This is a genomic window from Chryseomicrobium palamuruense (assembly GCF_042649045.1).
Lineage (GTDB): Bacteria > Bacillota > Bacilli > Bacillales_A > Planococcaceae > Chryseomicrobium > Chryseomicrobium palamuruense.
This window is the reverse complement of sequence record NZ_JBHSEF010000021.1, coordinates 89,002-109,974: the sequence shown is the minus strand read 5'-3', so window position 1 is coordinate 109,974 and position 20,973 is coordinate 89,002. Positions and strand designations below refer to the sequence as shown.

The window sequence follows — 20,973 nt, the reverse complement described above, 5'->3', positions numbered from 1 at the left end:
TGGCCCAAGAGAGGGTCACGAGCTTTCGTCGTTATTTTGAGATTTCGTAGGTGGTCACAAAGCTAGGTCTTGAGAAGATAGATGGGCGTTTGTCTATGCCTTCGTCTGTCCCGCGTTTTGCATGGGCTTTGGAATAGGCTTGCGATGTTTGCCAGTCTTTGAAGTTCTCTTCTTTTTCCCACTGAGTCAAGATGACATACGTATCGGAGTTCATCGGACGCATGACACGAATGGCTACAAATCCGGGTTCGTCCTCAATAGCACGAGCGCGGTTCATGAAGCGTTGTTCAAAGACCGGACGCCCTTCGTCGGTCACAGGAATATTGTTCAGTACAAAAAATCCTCGTGTCTCAATTTCACCAGATGCATCGATGACTTCATAGCTATGTCCAGCGAGCTCTTGTAAGGTTTCGTATTCGCCTAAGTGACGTGTCGTTTCGCCTTCGAGTGTAAAGGAATTTACTTGTGGTTCATCGGTTAAATAAATGTACATGGTATCCTCCTTATCCCACTTCCATGGGCTGCAGATTTTTTAAAGCTTCAAGAGCTTCTTTTAATCGTTCGGTATCTTGTACAAGAGCAATGCGCGCAAAACCTTCACCTTCTGTTCCAAACACAGAGCCAGGTACCATGACGACGCCTGTGTGGCGCAGCACATGAAACACGAATTCCATGTCTTTCATTGGGAACGGGTACGCGGCCCAAATAAACATGCCACCGTTTGACGGAGCGACTTTCCAGCCGAGGTCCTCGAGTCCTTGGCGGAGAACTTGGTGGCGTTCAGAAAACACCTTTCGCAACTCGTCCGTCAACTCGTCCGCCATAGAAAGGGCAGTGATGGCTGCTTCTTGAATTGGTTCAAAAATGCCGTAATCGAGATGAGATTTTAAACTTTTCATGATGCCAACGAGTTCTGCATTCCCGGCAATGTACGCAATGCGAGCACCAGCAAGACTGAAGGTTTTCGATAAGGAGTTGATTTCAATCCCTACGTCCATCGCACCAGGCGTGGCAAGAAAACTTTTCGGTCCACTATTGTCAAAATAGAATTCAGCGTAAGCCGCATCGTGTAGTACGATGACATTATATTTCTTCGCAAACGCCACAACTTGTTCAAAAAATGCGGCGTCGGGTAAAGCAGGCACCGGATTTCCTGGTAAATTCAAGATCATCAGTTTGGCGCGCTCTGCGATATCTTCCGGAATACTAGCAATATCGGGTAAGAATCGGTTAGTTTCATCTAAAGATAAATAATATGGTTCTGCACAGGCTAAATGGATCCCAGCATCATACGCAACATACGCCGGATTGGTCGTGATCACGATGTCGCCTTCATCACAGAATGCGAGAGGGAGGTGGACCAGTCCTTCTTGAGAACCCATAGTCTGGACGATCTCTTTTGCAGGGTCGAGTGTGACACCCATCCTGTTTTTGTAATAGCCAGCGACCGCTTCATAGAAACGCTCGGTGCCTGTCAGTGTATAGCCATAGTAAGCGGCCCCGGCACTTTTGTCAGATAGGGTTTTGCGCACCGCATCAGCTGGTGGCAGGTCAGGACTACCTAAGCTCAAATTATAGACAGGGAGTCCATTTGCTATCCGCGTGGCGGCGGCTTTTTTTAGTTCACCGAAAATAGATGTTGGAAAGCGTTCCATACGCTTCGCTTGTTGAAATTGCACGTTGCGTCACTCCTATCTAGATGTCAGATACTACTTTAGTATAGCAGATGTGAGTAGTGTGTACGCGAGGGACAGACAATTGTTCTTATTTTTTAATACGCTCGTAAGCTGCTAATGCGCGAGCGCGAGCTTCTTTATGGTCCACGATTGGCGCGACATCTTGGTCCTTGGTAAATTCGTGGACATATTCTCCATTCGAATCAAATTTCTCAAGTTGGGTTTCCGGGTTAAATATCCGGAAGTAAGGAGCGGAATCGATTCCTGTTCCCGCCACCCATTGCCAGCCCATTGCATTATTCGCTTCGTCATAATCGACAAGGGTCTCTTTGAACCAATCAGCTCCCCATTGCCATGGTAAGAGTAGGTGTTTTGTTAGGAAGGAAGCGGCGACCATTCGCACACGATTGTGCATCCAACCTGTCTCCCACAGTTGTTTCATGCCTGCATCGACTAGGGGATACCCGGTCTCTCCACGTTTCCATTTGTCGAAATCACTTTGGCTATCGCGCCAAGGGAATTCGTTGAACTCGGTTCGGAGCGGCTTTGTCTCGAGTGTCGGGTGTTGCATCAGCTGTCTACGGGCAAACTCTCGCCATACCAGTTGACGAAGATACGGTTCCGCATGCTCCCGTCGACTGGCAGCATAATAGACGGCTCGCACACTAAGATTTCCCCAGGTCAAGTAGGGAGAGATCCGAGAAGTTCCGTCTGCATCCGGAAAGTCTCGCATCTTTTTGTAATCAGCGATATCATCATCAGCAAATTGTTTGAACTGCTCGATACCGGCCTGTTCACCAGGTGTCCAGTACGCTTCAAACTTTTTGTACCAGTCTCTCTCAGGGAGAAGCTTCAACTCGTCGAGCGATTTCAATGCGTCTACTTGAATGCTTTGCCAATCTTCCTGAAGAGCTACTGGACGTTTTACAGTCTCTTTTTGCGACCGTTTATAAAAAGGCGTAAAGATGCTGTAGGGGTCCCCGTTGTCTTTTGTCAGTTCATGTTGAGGAAACAAGACGTCACCGTAACAAGCTTCATACGAAATGCCAGCTTCTTCGAGTACCTTCTTTAGCGCCACTTCTTCTTTACGCTCATCCGTTGTATAGCTGTCGTTCCAAACCACCTGGTTGATTAAATAAGTCTTCACGAGTTTAGGTAGGACAGACGTAGGATTTTCATCTGACAACAACAAAGTGACCCCTTGTTCATGAAGGGCTTTCTGCAGAGAGAACAACGAGTGGTGCAACCACCAACAGGAAGCCTCGCGCTTACGCATGTCATCTGAAACGGTAAAGATAGCGGCCACGGGTCCTTGTTCAAGGGCTTTAGCAAGCGCCAGATGATCGTGCAGACGCAGGTCTCGACGGAACCAGACAAGAGTACGTTTAGTCATGGGCAGCAACCGCTTGTTCTTTGGATTCTTCTTTTAATACGCCATCTGTCATTTTGAAGACACGGTCACAGTAGTCGATGAGACGCGTGTCGTGGGTGACAACAAGAGTGGTCGTCTTCTTTGCCTTTGTTTCTTTTTTCAATAAATCCATCACTTCGTAAGCACGGTCCGAATCGAGTGAAGCAGTCGGCTCATCCGCGAGGAGGATGGAAGGGTTCGTATACAATGCTTTCGCAATCGCCACACGTTGGCGCTCCCCTCCGGACAGATCGGAAGGATATTTGTTTTTCAATTCTTCAATACCCAGGTCACTGTAAAGCTCCTGAAGCTTTTGATCATCTAATGTATCTTTTTTTACTTTCTTCAGTAATTTCATTTGGTTGTCGACGGTTAAGAAGGGTACCAAGTTGGACGCTTGTAGAATAAAGCCAATTTCGTTCAAACGTACTTTAGACAGCTTTTTTTCATTTAACTTCGCAAGTGAGGTCCCATTAATAATTACGTCTCCCTCCGTTGGTGTCTGAAGACCTCCGGCAATAGTTAAAAACGTACTTTTTCCGGACCCGGAAGGCCCTATGATCGCAATCATTTCCCCGGCTTCTGCTGAGAAGTCTGTTGTTTTCAATGCTTCCACTTTCGTACGTCCGCTACCAAATGTTTTATTGGCACCTTTCAGTTCAAGAATAGCCACATTCATCACGCTCCTATCGCTTTTAATGGGTCGATTTTTACAATGGTCCAGACAGAGAAAATGGCACCAAGAATCGCAACGGCAATAAGTACGACGCCGTATATCGCCATCGCCACTAAATCAAATTGGACGGGTACGGCATTTGGTAAGAATAGACCCGTAACAATTGTTAAGACGTAGCCAAGAGTCACACCGACAGCTGCGAGTATGAAGGTCTGAGCTACGACGGAGCGCGCTAGATAGCCGTTTGAAATCCCTTGTGCTTTCATTACGCCGAACATGTTTATTTTCTGTACAGTCAAGACATATAAGAAAATCGCAACAATCGTTGCAGAGATGATAAATAAGAAATAAATCATGAAGTTCAGTGTTAAACTTTGTTCTGTATAACCTGGAAGATTTTCTATGAATGTTTCAGTATCCACAATGGCGAAGTCACTACCAGCATCAAGGGCAGCCAAATCATCCGAGCGAATCACGATGCCGTTCACTTGGTCTGCATTCTGTTCCGCAGCTTCCCCGAAGCGTACTTTCTGAAACGTTTCTAATGTCGCATATAGCACGGGTGCCGCGTTAAATCGTGCGTCTTCTGTAAATCCAACAATCGTCAATTCTTCATCAGAAGAAGAGAGGGTCAATGTGTCACCAATTTCAAATCCTTCTTCTTGTAAGTAGTCAGCAGCGACCACTTCATTTTCTGTTGCGAACAACTCACCTTCTGACACGTCAGGGGTAATGAACTCTTCTTCTCGGATTCCAAAGATTGCAACACCTTGTTTGAGGTCACCGCTTGTGACGATGGTGTTCAGTTGACCAAGTACAGCGGTTTCCGCATCAAGTGAATCCGCTTCCTGTACCGTCATAAAGGATTGCGGTAAGCTCTGGTCGGAGTCTTCTGTCAGCAGAATGCCATCCCCGTCCCACTTATCGACGGCTTCTCTATTTAAGTTGGCTAGTCCGTTTGCAAGACCTGTGAGGAAAAAGACCAGATACGCAACTAAAAACAATACGCCAACAACGAGCGCGAATCGTAGTTTATTTTTCTTTATTTCATTCCAAGCTAAAAACATATGTGTTCCTCCTTACGATTTGTTGAATCTTTGTAGAAGCCATGCGAGGGCCCATCCGTAAAGTAAGTGTCCCGTTAGCCACCAGAATAAAGCACTTCCATCTGTCACTTCCGGGGTACGACCTGAGAATCCTGTGGTCGGGTAAATGACAAGACCAATTACGAGCGAAGTCACCACTGTCCATAAAAAAGGTCGTTTCCATTTGGTCCATAAAAATGTATAAGTACCCGTGAGTACTAGCGAGACAATCAAGTGAAAGCTGATTTCTATCCATTCCGGAAAGGCGTAATTCTTTAAAACAGGAAAGTAGTCGACATTTAAAAGCAGTGTATATACTTTGTCACCTGTCATCCGCTCAATCAATTTAAAATAGTAGTTTAAAAGGAGTCCGGTACTGAAACCGATGCCCACTATGCTCATTACCTTTTTCATCTGTCCCTCACATCCTTTCCAATGATTATACAGACGGTTTGTTTTGAGCGTCAAATTATTGTATAATGTTTTCGTGAAGAAGTGATACAAGTATTGTATAAACTAGGGAAGGGGGAGGACGTTGAAAGGCAACTACAACATTCAGCAGGTCGCTGATGTAACGGGACTCTCAAAACAAGTCATTCGAAAGTGGGAGGAACGGTACCAGCTGATTGTACCTGAGCGGATGGATAACGGGTACCGTATTTATCAAGATCACGATATTGCCACACTACTTCGTGTGAAGCGCTTATCCGATGAAGGCTATTCAATTAAACAAGCGGCGATTTTGATTGCTAAAGAGCGAGAAATTGGAACCTCCAGCGAGGCGTTGACGCCGCTTCCACATGTTGAGGAATGGAATGAGTATGTTTTCCAACTGCTTGAAAACGGAGCAAACTGCGAAGAACTTGAAATCAACCGGATTCTCCATCAAGCTCATCAGGACCTCGGACTGGATAAATTTTTGAACAATGCCGTTTTGCCGTTTTTACGTGAAGTAGGGACACGCTGGGAAAAGAAACAGTGGGACGAGCACCAAGAGGCAGTGTCGAGTATGGTCGTCCGAGATTTTCTGGTGCAGATTCGCAGGAACTATCCGTATCGTGATGACGCCCCACTTGTCTTAGGGGCCTGCCTCCCTGGGGAGCTGCATGAAGTGCCTCTTCATATTTTGTTGCTTCAATTTATGGTACGTGGATGGAAGTCGTTTATGATTGGTGCATCCCCAGCTCCGGGATCGATAGAGGCTCTGATTGAGCGTCTACGTCCAAAGATTGTCTTATTGTCCGCGTCGACATCTGTTCCTCTTCTTGAGCATCCGGAAACACTTGAGAAGCTCGACTTGTTCGCAAAAGCCTATCCGAAAATCAACTTTTATGCGGGCGGCATAGGGATAGAAAAGTACTTAGAGACCCACCCGCTTGATGCCATTCACTATGCGCCAGATTTAGTGTCCGTTTTATCTAAACAGAACACAGTACACTAAGACCTGTCGCGTGGTGACAGGTTCTTTTTTTTGTGCTACACTCAAATTAATAGTAGGTACTAATAACAGTTAACAATGGAGGTCCATATGCGCGATTTAATTAATTTGTCTGGAAAAAATGTAGTGGTCATGGGTGTCGCCAATGAACGTAGTATTGCTTGGGGTGTGGCAAAATCTCTTTTTGATGTAGGAGCGAATGTGATTTTTACATACCGTAAAGAACGTTCTCTCGGAAAGATTCAGAAAGTACTTGAAAAAGAAGGCCGTGAAGCAACCGTCGTGCAATGTGACGTGAACAATGACGCCAGCATCAAGCAAGCGTTTACTGAAATTGGGGAAAAGTTTGACGTTATCCATGGCGTCGTGCATTCGATTGCCTTTGCTCATGCGGAAGATCTGCACAACAATTTCTTGCAGACGTCTCGTGATGGATTTGCATTTGCGCAGGATACGAGTGCATACTCGCTGATTGCAACGGCTCGAGAAGCAAAACCGTTTATGACAGAAGGCGGCTCTATCATCACGATGAGTTACCTAGGTGCAGAGCGTGTACTCGATGGCTACAATGTCATGGGTGTGGCGAAAGCATCATTAGAAGCATCCGTTCGCTACCTTGCCAATGATATCGGAAGAGACGCTATCCGCGTCAATGCCATCAGTGCAGGTGCCATCCGTACACTGGCTGCAAAAGGCGTTCCGGCATTCAATGAAATTCTGCATCAGATTGAAGACAAAGCGCCTTTAAAGCGTAATGTGACACAGCAAGAAGTTGGGGACATGTCTGTTGCTCTCCTAGGAGATACGGGTCGTGGCGTGACAGGCGAAGTTATTTATGTCGATAGTGGCTATCATATTATGGCGTAATTTTATAAGCTGTATCATTGGGAAACCTATTCAAAAATAAATAGAATAGGTTTTTTTCTTTGTGAATAGGGAAGAGAAAAATGTAATGAACAGGTAAGTCCCTATTTAAAAGGAGGAAGCCCATTGAACAATAATGAACCAAACAAGAAGCAACAGCAACTCGATCAGTTCCGTGTCAATGACAAAGACAAGGCCCTCACAACCAACCAAGGACTCAAAATGGCCGAAGATGAATTCTCCCTTAAAGCTGGAGAACGTGGCCCAACCCTTATCGAAGACTTTCACTTTAGAGAAAAAATGACCCACTTTGACCACGAACGAATTCCAGAACGTATTGTCCATGCCCGCGGAGAAGGGGCGCATGGGGAATTCCAACTCTATGAATCTCTTGCAGAGTATACAAAAGCAGACTTCCTAAACGATACATCTAAAATTACACCCGTATTTGTGCGTTTCTCAACGGTAGCAGGATCGCGCGGGTCAGCTGACCTAGCCCGTGATGCACGAGGATTTTCAACCAAGTTTTATACCGATGAAGGAAACTACGATCTGGTCGCAAACAATATTCCGGTATTCTTTATTCAAGATGCCATCAAGTTTCCGGATCTCGTGCATGCGGTGAAGCCTGAGCCACACAATGAAATGCCGCAAGCTTCAGCTGCCCACGATACGTTTTGGGATTTTGTTGCGAACAATCAGGAATCAGCTCATATGGTGATGTGGGCGATGTCGGACCGTGCGATTCCGCGTAGCCATCGTATGATGGAAGGGTTTGGTGTACACACTTTCCGCCTTATCAATAAAGAAGGAAAGTCACACTTCGTGAAATTTCACTGGAAGCCTGTGCTCGGAACACACTCTGTTGTCTGGGATGAAGCTCAAAAGATCAACGGAAAAAATCCAGACTTCCATCGTGAAGATCTGTGGCAAAACATTGAAGATGGAAACTTTCCGGAGTGGGAGCTCGGTCTTCAAATCATTGGCGAAGATGATGAATTCAAGTTTGATTTTGATATTCTTGATCCAACAAAGCTATGGCCAGAAGAAGAGGTACCAGTCAAATTGGTCGGGAAACTGACCCTTAACCGCAATCCGGACAACTTCTTTGCGGAGACAGAGCAAGTGGCGTTCCATCCAGGGCATATCGTACCGGGTATTGATTTTACAAATGATCCACTTTTACAAGGTCGCTTGTTCTCGTATACAGATACGCAGTTGATTCGTCTGGGAGGACCCAACTTCCATGAGTTACCGATCAACCGTCCTGTATGTCCATTTTATAATAATCAGCGTGATGGGTATGGTCGTCACACCATCAATGTCGGACGCGTGAGTTACCATAAAAATTCGCTGGCTGGCAATACACCTCATACCACACCGGAAGAGGAAGGTGGATTCAGCCACTACCAAGAAAGAGTAGAAGGACACAAAGTCCGTGCGCGCAGCGAGAGTTTCAAAGATCACTTCTCTCAAGCGACGATGTTCTTCAACAGTATGTCTGAACCTGAGAAGAAACATTTGATTGACGCCATGAGTTTTGAGCTTGGTAAATGTAAAGAGCCGAGTATTCGAGAGCAAGTGGTGGAAATGTTTAGTCACGTGCATATTGACTTGGCGCGTCCAGTGGCGGAAAGTCTTGGTATACCAGTGCCTAGCGACAAAGGACCTTACAATGACAAAAAGTCGCCAGCGCTTAGTCAGTTGAATACAGTGATGAAACCAGATACACGTAAAGTAGCTCTACTTGTCTCTACACAAGATGCTGGTCAAGTTCAGGCGGTGAAAGATCAACTGGAAGCGTCCGGCATGACGGTGGAAGTAGTGGCAGAGCGTCAAGGGAAACTAGATGGCGGAGTAGTAATCGACCACAAGTTCTTAACGGCAGATTCTGTTCTATATGATGCGGTTGTCGCCCTGAGCAGTCCGAATGCTTCCGACGTATATAAGAAAGAAGCATCGACATTCTTGAAAGAAGCATTTGACCATGTGAAACCTTTAGGGGCCGCAGGAGAAGGAAAAGCACTTCTTGACGAACTCGGATTCACAGGTGAAGCAGGGGTCATTGGAAATGTTCTAGAAGGATCATTTGCAGATGTTGTAGCGAAACATCGCTACTGGGAACGTGAACTAAGCGGGAAAGCGAATAACAAACAATAATAGCGTCGATCCGCCTGACTTCGTGTCAGGCGGATTTTTTGCGTGAGTATATTGCAGGAACTTTTGGGGTAGAAAGAGAATAACGCTAAAAAGGAGAGTGGACAGAATGAGATACGTCATCATTGGAGGTGATGCGGCAGGTATGAGTGCCGCAATGGAAATTGTACGCAATACGGAAAAGCCCGAGATCACCGTGCTTGAACAAGGCCATATTTATAGTTACGGACAATGCGGTCTCCCCTACGTCATCAGTGGAGAAATTGAGAAATCATCTGACGTCATTGCCCGAAGTGTCGAAGAGTTTCGTGACAAATACGGAATCGATGCCCGAACTGGCCATGAGGTAAGGGAAGTCGATACGCAAGCGAAAGTGGTACGGGGCCAGATTTTACACTCTCTTGAAAATTTCGAAGTAGCGTATGACAAACTGTTAGTGGCAACGGGAGCGGCACCCATCTGGCCAGCTTGGGAAGGAATACAGTTGAAAGGTATTTATCCGCTCAAAACCATTCCTGACACGGAACGAATCCTGACGCATCTGAAAAAAGACGTGAAGCATGTGTCCATTATCGGTGGAGGTTACATAGGGCTAGAGCTCGCGGAAGCGTTTCGCGAACTGGATAAAGAAGTGCGTATATTCCAGCGAGGTCCGCAGCTTGCAAACATCTTTGACCCAGATATGGCGGAACTCATTTTGCGCGAAGCCGAACGGAAAAATGTACATGTTCACTTAGAGGAAGAAGTAGTGTCGTTCAGTGGGGATGAGACCGTCCGAAAGGTTCATACGAATAAGGGAGAGTATGAAGCGGATCTCGTTATTGTGGCCATCGGAGTTCGCCCGTCGACTCAGTTTATTAAGAATGTGGAGAAGCTAGAAAACGGTGCGATTGTGGTAAATAAACATATGCAGACGTCCATTCGCGATATCTATGCAGCGGGTGATTGTGCAAGCCACTATCACTTGTTAAAAGAAACGCCGGACTATGTGCCACTTGGAACCACGGCGAACAAACAAGGTCGCATTGCAGGGCTTCACATGATTGGCTTCAACAATTCATTTAAAGGTATCCTTGGCACGTCCATTCTCAAATTTTTTGATTTGGACCTCGGAAAGACAGGGTTATCCGAAAAAGAAGTAAAGAGGATGGGTATTGACTATGTGACGAATACACGTGTTGGTCACGATGTCGCAGGGTACTATCCAGGAAAAGAGTCGCTCTATACCAAATTAATTTGGGAGAAAGAGACTCAGTGCTTGCTAGGGGCCCAGATTATTGGTGGGGACGGTGTCGATAAGCGCATTGATGTGCTCGCTGTCGCCATCTCTCAGAAAATGTGCCTCGGCGAGATGCTCGACCTTGACCTCAGCTATGCACCTCCCTACAACGGAGTCTGGGACCCTGTCCAGCAAATTGCGAAGCGGAACTGGAAGCTAGTGAAGGCGGACGGGGAGCATGGATGATTTAAGAAAGCTCCAGATGTTTAGTCATATAAAATAATGAGAAAAAAACAGAGGTGAGCCACGCATTTCTTGCATGGCGCACCTCTGTTGTTATTTCTTCTTTTTTAATTGTAGTCGTACCAGCGGGCTCTTTACTAATCCACGCCTTGCAAAAGTTACTCATCTTTCTACGGGTATGGGCTACCAACAAAGCTTACATTAGGATGTAAAAGATTTTGTGCAAGCGCTTGCATAATGCCGGCTGAAGCATTAAAATGAGAGAAAGCAAAACTGGGGAGGCATGCCACGTGACACAAACCGCATGGTGGAAAACTAGCGTCGTCTATCAGATCTATCCGCGCAGTTTCATGGATTCAAACGGTGACGGCATCGGAGACATTCCTGGGATTCTCTCGAAACTCGACTACCTGAAACACCTGGGCATTGACGTTATCTGGTTGAGTCCAGTGTACGATTCACCAAACGACGACAATGGCTATGACATTCGAGACTACCAAGCCATTCATGAAGAGTTTGGGACAATGGAAGACCTCGAACAACTGATAGACGAAGCGCGAAAGCGTGGCATTCGCATCGTAATGGACCTCGTCGTCAACCATACATCAGATGAGCATGCCTGGTTCACACAATCAAAAGACCCAACCTCTCCTTACCGAGACTATTACATATGGAAACAAGGAAATCCCCCGAACAACTGGGGGTCTGTATTCTCTGGTTCTGCCTGGGAGCGAGCGGAAGACGATTGGCACTACCTGCACTTGTTCTCAAGGAAGCAACCGGACCTCAACTGGCGGCATGAGCCACTCCGAAACGATATCTATGACATGATGACATTTTGGCTGGAGAAAGGCATCGGCGGTTTCCGGATGGATGTCATTAACTTTATTTCAAAGCATCCGGAGCTTCCGGACGGAAAGCAAGACGACGGTGAGGCGTATGGAGACGGCAGCCCGTACTTTATGAACGGACCGGAAATCCATGCCTACCTTCAGGAGATGAATCGCAACGTCCTGCGTCACTATGACATTTTGACTGTCGGAGAGATGCCTGGGGCGTCCACAGAGGATGCTCTTCTTTATACAGACCCTGAGCGAGATGAGTTAAATATGGTATTTACTTTTGAACACATGGATCTTGATTCGGGTCCTGGGGGCAAGTGGGACGTGAAGCCGCTCGCCCTTCCGGACTTGAAAAAGAATTTAGCGAAGTGGCAGCATGCCTTATTGGACAAGGGATGGAACTCGCTGTACTGGAACAATCATGATCAGCCGCGCGTGGTGTCACGGTTCGGGAATGATCAGGAATACCGTGAGCATTCCGCAAAGATGCTGGCGATTGTGCTGCACGGGTTAAAAGGGACGCCTTATATCTATCAAGGAGAGGAGCTGGGGATGACCAATATCCAGCTTCCTTCGATCGACCAGTATCAAGATATTGAAACGAAAAATATGTATAACGAACGACTCGCTTCGGGCGAGTCTCCGGAGTCTATTCTTCAGCGCATCTATACAAAAGGCCGTGACAATGCCCGGACACCGATGCAGTGGACGAAAGAAGGCGGGTTCACTACAGGCACACCGTGGCTTGCGATGAATCCGAATCACACCAAAATTAATGTGGAAGAGAGCCTTGCCAATCCGGATTCGATTTTCTATACGTATCAAAAACTGATTCAGATGCGAAAAGAGCATGCCATTTTGACAGAAGGCTCATTCGAATTAATGCTCGCTGACGATTCAGAACTGTTTACCTATAAACGATTTTACCAAGGGGAGACATGGCTAATTGTTGCCAACTTCTCGAAAACGACACGAACGGTTACGAGGGACGAGTTGCACATGCCGCATGATTCGTATACGCAACTGATTGGAAATACACATGTAAATGAGACAACCGAAGGGTTTCAACTGGCACCATATGATGCCTTCATTTTGTCATTTACAGAAGGAGACCTACAATGACACATGTATTAGGCATTGATATTGGTGGAACAAAGATTCGGATGGGTGTCGTGTCAACAGACGGACATGTGCATGCCGACTGGACGATTTCCACAGAAATTCCGCTCTACCCTTACCTCGAACGCCATGTGAAGGATGCGCTGGAAAAGCACCCAACAATCGTAGCAATCGGCATTGGGACACGGGGCATGGTCGAACCAGGCACCGGAAAAATCGTGTTTGAAATGCAACTGGAAGGCTGGGAAGGAACACCTGTAAAACAGTGGCTTGAAGCCGCGACGGGCCTCCCGGTCGAAGTCAATAATGATGCCAATGTGGCAGCCCTTGCAGAAGCCGTTCTTGGCGCGGGACAGGGCTACAAAAATGTAGTAGCTGTTACGGTGGGGACTGGTCTTGGCGGAGGTCTCGTGTTCGACGGAGAGATTATTGATGGCAAGCACGGAGGTGGCGGAGAAATTGGTCACTTAATCCTTTACCCAAAAGGACTTCCATGCGGATGTGGACGACAAGGATGCAGTGAACAATACGTATCCGGAAGTGCATTGCACCGCTTAATTAAAGAACACGATGTCCGCAGTGCGGAAGGGGAAGTAGTGTCTCCTCGAGACTTATTCCCATTGGCTGCTCAAGGCGATGTGAAAGCACAAGCTGTCCGGCACCGCTTTGTGGAAGACTTAGGAATCACCATCTCCACACTTCAAGCTATTTTAGATATGGATGTTGTTGTGGTTGGCGGAGGCGTCATCGACTCAAGCGACGCGTGGTGGGACGAGTTCATTAAAACTACAGAGCCTTTACTTCTTAAGCCATTGACGATAACAAGAGCACAATTCGGAAATGAAGCAGGTATGTTAGGTGCAGCGATGCTCGTGCGTAACGTAGCGGCTGACAGCGAGAAAGGACGTAACGTATGACAACCATTACTTTAAAGAATGTAACCAAACGCTATGACAATAAAGTGCAAGCTGTCACGGATTTTAATTTGGAGATCGAAGACCGTGAGTTTATCGTATTTGTTGGACCTTCCGGATGTGGAAAATCGACAACACTTCGTATGATTGCAGGGCTGGAAGACATTTCAGAAGGCGACTTCTTGATTGACGGCAAGCGCATGAACGATATTGCTTCAAAAGACCGTGACATTGCGATGGTGTTCCAGAACTATGCCCTCTATCCGCACATGAGTGTGTTTGATAACATGGCGTTTGGTCTGAAAATCCGTAAAGTAGCCAAAGACGAAATCAAACGTCGCGTGGAAGAAGCAGCAAAGATCTTAGGCCTGGAACAGTACTTGGATCGTAAACCAAAGGCTCTTTCTGGTGGACAGCGCCAACGAGTGGCATTAGGCCGGGCGATTGTTCGTGACGCATCGATTTTCTTGATGGATGAGCCGCTGTCTAACTTGGATTCCAAACTGCGAGTTCAAATGCGTTCAGAAATCATCAAATTGCATAACCGCTTAAAAACCACAACGATTTATGTGACGCACGACCAAACAGAAGCGATGACGATGGCAACACGCATTGTCATTATGAAAGATGGAGTCATCCAACAAGTCGGTACCCCAAAAGAAGTCTACGATGTACCGGACAATATGTTTGTCGGCGGATTTATCGGGTCCCCTTCCATGAATTTCTTGAACGGTACGGTGACCAATGGCGACTTCAAGATTGGCAACGTCACGATTCAATTAACTGAAGATCAACAGAACCGTTTGAAACCCTATGAAGGAAAAGAAGTCGTTCTAGGAATTCGCCCGGAACACGTAACAGATGAAAATGGTGCGTACGATGTGACGCATGCTCACCGTGTGCCTGCCCATATTGAAGTGGCGGAACTGACGGGTGCAGAACAAATTCTGTACGCAAATATCGAAGGACAAGACTTTATTGGACGTGTAGATGCGCAGAATGCCATCGAGCGTGGACAAGACATTGAACTGATTTTCCATATGGAACGTGCGCATTTCTTTGATAAAGATACAGAGCTTCGCATTGGCGCAGCTGTGCCCATTCCAACAATCTAACGAAAGGGGGCGATTGCTGTGGCTGTCACAATTATTGATGTAGCGCGGGAAGCGAATGTCTCTCCGTCTACAGTGTCTCGCGTCATTACGGACCACCCAAGAATCAGCGTAAAGACCAAAAAAAAAGTACGAGAAGTGATGGAACGTCTCCAGTATTATCCGAACTTCCAAGCACGCAACTTGGCGGCACGTTCGACGCAGACCATTGGCGTGGTCATGGCCAATTCGGCAACGCTCGCTTTTCAAAACCCTTTCTTCCCCGAAGTTATCCGGGGAATCTGCACAAAGGCCCATGCTGGTCAGTTGGGAATTTATTTGTCAACCGGCGGGACGGAAGAGGAAATCTTTCAAGAAGTCGTTGCTATGGTTCAAGGACAAAAAGTAGACGGCATCATTCTACTGTATTCTCGTGTAGATGATAAGACGCTTAATTATCTCCGAGAAATGAACTTCCCATTTACGATTGTGGGTCGACCTTATGAATATGAAAATCAGATTGATTTTGTGGATAATGACAACCGGAAGATAGCCCAAGATGTCGTTAATTATCTTGTGGAATTAGGTCACAAGAACATCTCCTTTATCGGTGGAGATTTGAAGTTCGTGGTCTCCAGCGACCGTTTAGAAGGTTATCAGTCGGCCCTCGCAAACCACGAATTGACGTATCAAAACCAGTATTTTATTCATGATTTTGCATATGAACAAGAAGGAAAAGAAGCGATTCGTCACTTGATGACGCAGGAAAACCCTCCGACGGCACTCGTTGCTCATGATGATTCTGTTGCGTACGAAATCATCCGCTTTTTAGAAGAGCTTGAGATTCGGGTACCTGAAGATGTCTCCATTATCAGCTTCAACAACCATGCTCTATCCGAGCACGTCAAACCGCCGCTCACGAGTGTGGATATTCACATTTTTGAACTCGGTATCAAAGCAACTGAGCTCTTGCTAGATCGAATTAAACAACCTGAGAGAGAAGCCGTTCATCAGTTTGTGGACACGACGTTGATTGTCCGCAACTCGTGCCGATCTCTTAATCCAAGGGAGAAGTAAGTGGGGGAACCTATGAAAAAAACATGGTGGAAAGAAGCGGTCGCGTACCAAGTGTATCCGCGCAGCTTTCAAGATTCAAATGGCGATGGAATCGGTGACCTGCAAGGTCTGATTTCACGCTTAGATTATATTCAAGACCTGGGAATCGATATTATTTGGATCTGTCCGATGTACAAGTCTCCAAATGATGACAATGGCTATGATATCAGTGATTATCAGGACATTATGGATGAGTTCGGGACGATGGAAGACTTTGATTTATTGCTCGCGGAAGTGCACAAGCGTGGCATGAAATTGATCATTGATCTGGTCATCAATCATTCATCAGATGAGCACCAGTGGTTTATCGAGTCTCGTCAGTCAAAAGATAGCGACAAACGCGACTGGTACATCTGGCGAGATGGCAAAGACGGCAAAGAACCAAATAACTGGGGAAGTATCTTTGGCGGTTCCGCGTGGGAGTATGATGAAACAACGGATCAATACTACTTACATTTGTTCTCTCGCAAGCAACCGGATTTGAACTGGGAAAATAAAGATGTCCGGAATGCGCTTTATGACATGGTCAACTGGTGGCTCGACAAGGGCATCGATGGTTTCCGTGTAGACGCGATCAGCCATATCAAGAAGGATTTGACGTTCTCCGATATGCCAGCAGAAGAAGGCAAAGAGTACATCCATGCGTGGTCGAAATACATGAATGTCGACGGTATCATGTCATTCCTTGAGGAACTAAGAGACAAGACGTTTGCGAACTACGACATCATGACGGTCGGTGAAGCAAATGGTGTCAGCAGTGACCAAATCTCAGAATGGGTGAACGAGCAAGACGGCAAGTTCGATATGATCTTCCAGTTCGAACATCTCGGATTATGGGATGACAACGGCTTAAATATTCTGGAATTGAAAAAGGTATTGTCACGTTGGCAAGATGCATTAGCAGCAGACGGCTGGAATGCCTTGTTCCTTGAAAACCACGACAAGGCTCGTATCGTATCGACTTGGGGCAACGATGATAAGTACTGGGCACAAAGTGCGAAGTCGCTTGCAACGATGTACTTCTTCATGCAAGGAACACCTTTCATCTATCAAGGTCAAGAAATCGGTATGACGAATGTGCAATTTGATACGATTGAGGACTATAATGACGTGTCTGCAAAGAACATGTACAGGGAGCGAATTGCAAACGGAGAGACACACGAAGCGATTATGCAAGATTTGTGGCAGACAAGCCGCGACAATTCTCGTACACCTATGCAATGGTCCGAAGAAGCTAACGCTGGCTTCTCGACAGGTGCACCGTGGATTGGGTTAAATCCAAACTACACAGAAATCAATGTGGATCTACAACTTGCAGATGAAGCGTCGATTTTAAATTACTATAAAGCGATGATTCGCCTTCGCAAAGAGCACGAGACGCTTGTGTACGGAAGCTACGAACTACTTTTAGCGGACGACTCTCAAGTGTATGCGTACTCTCGTACGTTGGAGGATTCACAGTTCGTTATTGTTACTAACCTGACGGATAAGTCCGCTTCCACCGAAGCCCTACTGGACTTGATACAGGACGCTGAAATCGTTCTCAGCAATTCCGATTCAGAAGGACTCGAGCTCGCACCATTCGAAGCCCGCGTCTACAAAACTCGCTAAGTTTCAGCCGTCCTTTCTTTCGAGAGGGCGGTTTTTGTATGGGTTTTATTAGAAAGGTTTTAGGACGCTAAGGTCTTTTAAGTGGGGAAAGACTTTCTAGGAAGGGCGGGGGTGGTGGATGCGAATCATCCCGCCCCAGTCAAAAATCGTACCATTCAAATCAAACGACACCCCCTACTTACGCTATACTGAAATGAGTAAGCATAAGGGAGGCAGCACTATGAAACTAGCCATATTTGGCGGCACGGGTCGCGTAGGGAAGCAAGTGTGTGAGCAGGCCATCGAGGACGGGCATCAGGTGAATCTTCTCGTTCGGGCCGAAGCGGATTGGATGCAGCACCCGAACATCCAAGTGACCGTTGGCGACGCGAAGAAAGCGGAAGACATCGAAAAGGTCTTAGACGGCGCGGACGCAGTATTCAGCGGCCTTGGCACGGACAAAACTACAACACTCACAGAGTTTAGCGAAGCCATCATACCGCTTCTCACTAAACACGGAATCTCGCGGATTGTCACCATCGGGACGGCGGGGATTTTAAATAGCCGCCACGAAGAAGGAAAGTACCGGTTCCAGACCAATGAGTCGAACCGGAAACTGACCTTTGCGGCAGAGCAACATGCGCATGTCTATGAACGATTTGCGAGAACAGATCATCAGTGGACCATCGTCTGTCCAACTTATCTCCCGGATGGTCTGATGACGGGCACGTACCGTACAGAAGTGGACTACCATCCGGAAGATGGCAATCAGATTTCTACAGGCGACACTGCGTACTTTGCCTACAAGCAACTCCACCAAAAAGACATAACTCCAAGTCGCATCGGAATTGCCTATTAAAAAAGCTCGCACCTTCCATTACAGAAGGTCGCGAGCTTTCGTTTTATTAATACCCAGGTTTATTGAGTATACGGAACATGTTGACTTTGTATTCTTCCACTCCGGGTTGGTCGAATGGATTGATGTCGAGCAAGTATGCGCTATACGCACAGCTCAGCATGTAGAAATAGAGCAAATAGCCAATTGTGTCTTCATCAAGAGCAGGAATGCTGAGCGTGATCAACGGTACGCCACCAGACAAGTGTGCTTCCGCAGTGGCTTGTTGGACAGCGCCGTTCACTTCATGTAATGACTTACCTGCTAAGTAGTTGAGTTCATCACTGTCATTTGCAGCTTGTTGCATCACGAGGTCGTCCCCAACTGATTCCACGTTCACGAACGTCTCAAACAACATACGCTTGCCGTCTTGCACGTATTGACCTAGAGAATGAAGGTCCGTTGAGTAGAGAACAGAAGCAGGGAAGATCCCTTTGCCTTCTTTTCCTTCACTTTCCCCAAACAGTTGTTTCCACCATTCTTGCACAAAGGTCAAACGTTCTTCGAAGACTGCCATAATTTCTACCGGGTAACCTGCACGGTACAAGTGGTCACGTAAAATCGCGTACTGGATGGCTGGGTTTGTATCCGTATGGACTTCCACAAGTTCTTGTTCTGCACGTTTTGCTCCAGATAGTAGGGATTCAATCGAATACCCGGCTGCAGCAATCGGTAGTAACCCGACGGATGTAAAGACGGAGTAACGACCGCCGATATCATCCGGCACCACAAATCGTGCGTAGTCTTTTTCTTTTGCCACGTCTAGAAGTGCCCCTTTTTCCGCATCGGTTGTTACATAAATACGCTCAGCCGCTTTTTGGCCGTAACGTTTTTCCATATAGTCTTGCAAGAACCGGAAGGCGATTGCGGGCTCCGTCGTTTTTCCGGATTTCGAGATGACATTGACAGCGACTTCTTTGCCATCAAGGTAGGTCATCAAGTTTTTAAGATACGCGCCACTCACTAAGTGTCCTGCAAAAATAATTTCAACCCCTGTTGCGGATTTGAATGGCTCACGTAACGCCTCGAGTACAGCTTTCGACCCAAGATAGGATCCGCCGATACCGATGACGACAAGCACGTCTGCTTGCTGTTGGATTTTCTTCGCTGTTTCTTGAATGCGTGACACAAGCTCGGCATCGATTGTAGACGGCCAGTTTTTCCAACCTAAAAAGTCGGAACCGGCTGCTGTGCCATCGTTCATCTTGTTTGCGATTGTCTGAAGACGCTCCGTTAGTTCTGGGGAAACAAGTTCTTGATAATTTCCTGAAAAGTTTACGTTCACTGTCATGAGAAAACTCCTTTAAAATAGCTTAATTGTCTCTTAAGTATACCATAGAAAGCTTGTCAGACTGCGTTTTCCTTGAACTAGAAGGGAGTCGTTGTTTCGTGTATAATGGGGAACGACACAAAAGAAAGAGAGTGACCAACTATGGGACGTAAATGGAATAACATTAAAGAAAAGAAAGCATCCAAAGATGCCAATACGAGCCGTATCTACGCAAAATTCGGTCGTGAAATTTATGTAGCTGCTCGCCAAGGAGAGCCAGATCCAGTTTCTAACCAAGCCCTTAAAGTCGTGCTTGAGCGCGCGAAAACATATAGTGTACCAAAACATATCATTGATAAAGCGATTGAAAAAGCAAAAGGTGGAGCGGAAGAGAGCTTCGACGAACTTCGCTATGAAGGTTTCGGACCAGGGGGGTCCATGGTCATTGTGGATGCTCTGACAAACAATGTGAACCGTACAGCATCAGATGTACGTGCAGCATTCGGAAAAAATGGCGGGAACATGGGTGTCAGCGGTTCGGTATCCTACATGTTTGATGCAACAGCCGTGATTGGGGTCGAAGGGAAATCAGAAGACGACGTACTTGAACTTCTGATGGAAGCAGACGTGGATGCACGCGATATTCTTGCAGAAGATGACGCAGTGATTGTCTATGCAGAACCTGATCAGTTCCATTCTGTACAAGAAGCTTTCCGTGAAACCGGCGTGACGGAATTTTCTGTAGCCGAACTTACGATGCTCGCTCAGAACGATATCCACTTAAGTCCAGAAGAACAAGCGCAATTTGAGAAAATGATTGATGCAATTGAAGATCTAGAAGATGTTCGCCAAGTTTACCACAACGTGGATCTCGGCGAATGAGACGCACGTTTCTCCTAACCCTCGCATTTCTGATGCTCCCGATATACGCACTGGCGAACTATTCAGGTTTTTTTGTCGTGTACGACGAGCATGTCTATGAGCTTTCGAGTGAAAGTGTCGAAGAAGTCGGAGAAAAGCTTGGTGAAGTGACGGAATATGCGGACCGTGCAGAATTCTATAAGGGCAACTTTTCAAATGCCTATGAAGTGGGAACCTCCTACTTCGAAATTCCGGGAATCGATCCTACTGAAAAAATTGCAGTTGAGGAATCCCCAGGCGTTTATATTGTGGGTACCCGTACCGTTGAATTTACAGCAGAGGCTGTGAGAGAAAGCTCATTAAGTACACAAAATATTGGTTCCATCTTTTCATTTATCATCTTGGGACTCATCGGATTTTTCATATTCCGTCGAATCTCTCCGAGGCGCATGAAGAAAGAAGAGCGAGACTAACAAAATAGCCCGCATCCTTTTAACAACAAGGAT

General features: G+C 46.5%; 19 protein-coding genes. 12 read left to right on the top strand and 7 right to left on the bottom strand.

Going from position 1 to position 20,973, the window contains the following annotated elements:
* Positions 1–31: 31 nt before the first annotated feature.
* The 6 genes from ACFO0S_RS07765 to ACFO0S_RS07740 all read right to left on the bottom strand — a co-directional run bounded on the left by ACFO0S_RS07765 (position 32) and on the right by ACFO0S_RS07740 (position 5,262).
* Positions 32–493 carry an antibiotic biosynthesis monooxygenase family protein gene (locus ACFO0S_RS07765; protein ID WP_378141237.1) on the bottom strand — a complete coding sequence of 154 codons (462 nt, stop codon included), beginning with the start codon at positions 491–493 and terminating at the stop codon, positions 32–34.
* A 10-nt stretch (positions 494–503) separates the two neighbouring features.
* A complete protein-coding gene (locus tag ACFO0S_RS07760) occupies positions 504–1,679 on the bottom strand; it encodes an aminotransferase class I/II-fold pyridoxal phosphate-dependent enzyme (RefSeq protein ID WP_378141236.1) in 1,176 nt (391 codons plus the stop codon).
* An 85-nt stretch (positions 1,680–1,764) separates the two neighbouring features.
* Entirely contained in the window at positions 1,765–3,069 is a 1,305-nt protein-coding gene (locus ACFO0S_RS07755) for a cryptochrome/photolyase family protein (protein ID WP_378141235.1), read from the bottom strand.
* The gene (locus ACFO0S_RS07750) at positions 3,062–3,760 is read right to left on the bottom strand and encodes an ABC transporter ATP-binding protein (protein ID WP_378141234.1); all 699 of its coding nucleotides are present in this window, start codon (positions 3,758–3,760) and stop codon (positions 3,062–3,064) included. Before ACFO0S_RS07750 ends, ACFO0S_RS07755 begins: the two co-directional genes overlap by 8 nt.
* Before the next feature lie 5 nt (positions 3,761–3,765).
* Positions 3,766–4,830 carry an ABC transporter permease gene (locus ACFO0S_RS07745; RefSeq protein ID WP_378141233.1) on the bottom strand — a complete coding sequence of 355 codons (1,065 nt, stop codon included), beginning with the start codon at positions 4,828–4,830 and terminating at the stop codon, positions 3,766–3,768.
* A gap of 12 nt (positions 4,831–4,842) precedes the next feature.
* Complete coding sequence (locus ACFO0S_RS07740; RefSeq protein ID WP_378141231.1) at positions 4,843–5,262, bottom strand: hypothetical protein; 420 nt, start codon at positions 5,260–5,262, stop codon at positions 4,843–4,845.
* 121 nt (positions 5,263–5,383) lie between these two features.
* On the opposite strand from ACFO0S_RS07740, the gene ACFO0S_RS07735 reads away from it, so the two are divergent.
* The 10 genes from ACFO0S_RS07735 (at position 5,384) to ACFO0S_RS07690 (ending at position 18,300) form a co-directional block, all read left to right on the top strand.
* Complete coding sequence (locus tag ACFO0S_RS07735; RefSeq protein ID WP_378141229.1) at positions 5,384–6,289, top strand: MerR family transcriptional regulator; 906 nt, start codon at positions 5,384–5,386, stop codon at positions 6,287–6,289.
* Between the two features lie 87 nt (positions 6,290–6,376).
* Entirely contained in the window at positions 6,377–7,153 is a 777-nt protein-coding gene (locus ACFO0S_RS07730) for an enoyl-ACP reductase FabI (RefSeq protein WP_378141228.1), read from the top strand.
* A gap of 123 nt (positions 7,154–7,276) precedes the next feature.
* Positions 7,277–9,310 (top strand): catalase, encoded by a 2,034-nt coding sequence (locus ACFO0S_RS07725; protein ID WP_378141227.1) that lies wholly within the window; start codon positions 7,277–7,279, stop codon positions 9,308–9,310.
* A gap of 106 nt (positions 9,311–9,416) precedes the next feature.
* Complete coding sequence (locus ACFO0S_RS07720; protein WP_378141226.1) at positions 9,417–10,772, top strand: FAD-dependent oxidoreductase; 1,356 nt, start codon at positions 9,417–9,419, stop codon at positions 10,770–10,772.
* A 287-nt stretch (positions 10,773–11,059) separates the two neighbouring features.
* Positions 11,060–12,733, top strand: coding sequence for a glycoside hydrolase family 13 protein (locus tag ACFO0S_RS07715; protein WP_378141225.1), 1,674 nt, complete (start codon positions 11,060–11,062; stop codon positions 12,731–12,733).
* A complete protein-coding gene (locus tag ACFO0S_RS07710; RefSeq protein ID WP_378141224.1) occupies positions 12,730–13,647 on the top strand; it encodes an ROK family protein in 918 nt (305 codons plus the stop codon). Before ACFO0S_RS07715 ends, ACFO0S_RS07710 begins: the two co-directional genes overlap by 4 nt.
* Entirely contained in the window at positions 13,644–14,759 is a 1,116-nt protein-coding gene (locus ACFO0S_RS07705) for an ABC transporter ATP-binding protein (protein WP_378141223.1), read from the top strand. The genes ACFO0S_RS07710 and ACFO0S_RS07705 overlap by 4 nt, the downstream gene beginning before the upstream one ends.
* A gap of 18 nt (positions 14,760–14,777) precedes the next feature.
* The gene (locus ACFO0S_RS07700) at positions 14,778–15,812 is read left to right on the top strand and encodes a LacI family DNA-binding transcriptional regulator (protein ID WP_378141222.1); all 1,035 of its coding nucleotides are present in this window, start codon (positions 14,778–14,780) and stop codon (positions 15,810–15,812) included.
* A 12-nt stretch (positions 15,813–15,824) separates the two neighbouring features.
* On the top strand, positions 15,825–17,462 hold the full coding sequence (locus tag ACFO0S_RS07695; protein WP_378141221.1) for a glycoside hydrolase family 13 protein: 1,638 nt from the start codon (positions 15,825–15,827) through the stop codon (positions 17,460–17,462).
* A gap of 220 nt (positions 17,463–17,682) precedes the next feature.
* Positions 17,683–18,300: an NAD(P)-dependent oxidoreductase gene (locus tag ACFO0S_RS07690; RefSeq protein ID WP_378141220.1), complete on the top strand. Its 618-nt coding sequence runs from the start codon at positions 17,683–17,685 to the stop codon at positions 18,298–18,300.
* A gap of 46 nt (positions 18,301–18,346) precedes the next feature.
* Here the strand turns inward: ACFO0S_RS07690 and ACFO0S_RS07685 are convergent, their stop codons facing one another.
* Entirely contained in the window at positions 18,347–19,627 is a 1,281-nt protein-coding gene (locus tag ACFO0S_RS07685) for a glucose-6-phosphate isomerase (protein ID WP_378141219.1), read from the bottom strand.
* 141 nt (positions 19,628–19,768) lie between these two features.
* Between ACFO0S_RS07685 and ACFO0S_RS07680 the strand changes: the two genes are divergently transcribed.
* Both ACFO0S_RS07680 and ACFO0S_RS07675 read left to right on the top strand, forming a co-directional pair.
* Positions 19,769–20,488 (top strand): YebC/PmpR family DNA-binding transcriptional regulator, encoded by a 720-nt coding sequence (locus ACFO0S_RS07680; protein ID WP_378141217.1) that lies wholly within the window; start codon positions 19,769–19,771, stop codon positions 20,486–20,488.
* Positions 20,485–20,940 (top strand): hypothetical protein, encoded by a 456-nt coding sequence (locus ACFO0S_RS07675; RefSeq protein ID WP_378141216.1) that lies wholly within the window; start codon positions 20,485–20,487, stop codon positions 20,938–20,940. The genes ACFO0S_RS07680 and ACFO0S_RS07675 overlap by 4 nt, the downstream gene beginning before the upstream one ends.
* The last annotated feature ends 33 nt before the right edge of the window (positions 20,941–20,973 follow it).

What these genes read in the sequence shown, in the direction of transcription:
- ACFO0S_RS07720 (WP_378141226.1), top strand. Translation starts at nt 9,417, where the DNA reads ATGAGATACGTCATCATTGGAGGTGATGCGGCAGGTATGAGTGCCGCA.
- ACFO0S_RS07710 (WP_378141224.1), top strand. Translation starts at nt 12,730, where the DNA reads ATGACACATGTATTAGGCATTGATATTGGTGGAACAAAGATTCGGATG.
- ACFO0S_RS07675 (WP_378141216.1), top strand. Translation starts at nt 20,485, where the DNA reads ATGAGACGCACGTTTCTCCTAACCCTCGCATTTCTGATGCTCCCGATA.
- ACFO0S_RS07705 (WP_378141223.1), top strand. Translation starts at nt 13,644, where the DNA reads ATGACAACCATTACTTTAAAGAATGTAACCAAACGCTATGACAATAAA.
- ACFO0S_RS07690 (WP_378141220.1), top strand. Translation starts at nt 17,683, where the DNA reads ATGAAACTAGCCATATTTGGCGGCACGGGTCGCGTAGGGAAGCAAGTG.
- ACFO0S_RS07730 (WP_378141228.1), top strand. Translation starts at nt 6,377, where the DNA reads ATGCGCGATTTAATTAATTTGTCTGGAAAAAATGTAGTGGTCATGGGT.
- ACFO0S_RS07740 (WP_378141231.1), bottom strand. Translation starts at nt 5,262, where the DNA reads ATGAAAAAGGTAATGAGCATAGTGGGCATCGGTTTCAGTACCGGACTC.
- ACFO0S_RS07755 (WP_378141235.1), bottom strand. Translation starts at nt 3,069, where the DNA reads ATGACTAAACGTACTCTTGTCTGGTTCCGTCGAGACCTGCGTCTGCAC.
- ACFO0S_RS07745 (WP_378141233.1), bottom strand. Translation starts at nt 4,830, where the DNA reads ATGTTTTTAGCTTGGAATGAAATAAAGAAAAATAAACTACGATTCGCG.
- ACFO0S_RS07765 (WP_378141237.1), bottom strand. Translation starts at nt 493, where the DNA reads ATGTACATTTATTTAACCGATGAACCACAAGTAAATTCCTTTACACTC.
- ACFO0S_RS07680 (WP_378141217.1), top strand. Translation starts at nt 19,769, where the DNA reads ATGGGACGTAAATGGAATAACATTAAAGAAAAGAAAGCATCCAAAGAT.
- ACFO0S_RS07685 (WP_378141219.1), bottom strand. Translation starts at nt 19,627, where the DNA reads ATGACAGTGAACGTAAACTTTTCAGGAAATTATCAAGAACTTGTTTCC.
- ACFO0S_RS07695 (WP_378141221.1), top strand. Translation starts at nt 15,825, where the DNA reads ATGAAAAAAACATGGTGGAAAGAAGCGGTCGCGTACCAAGTGTATCCG.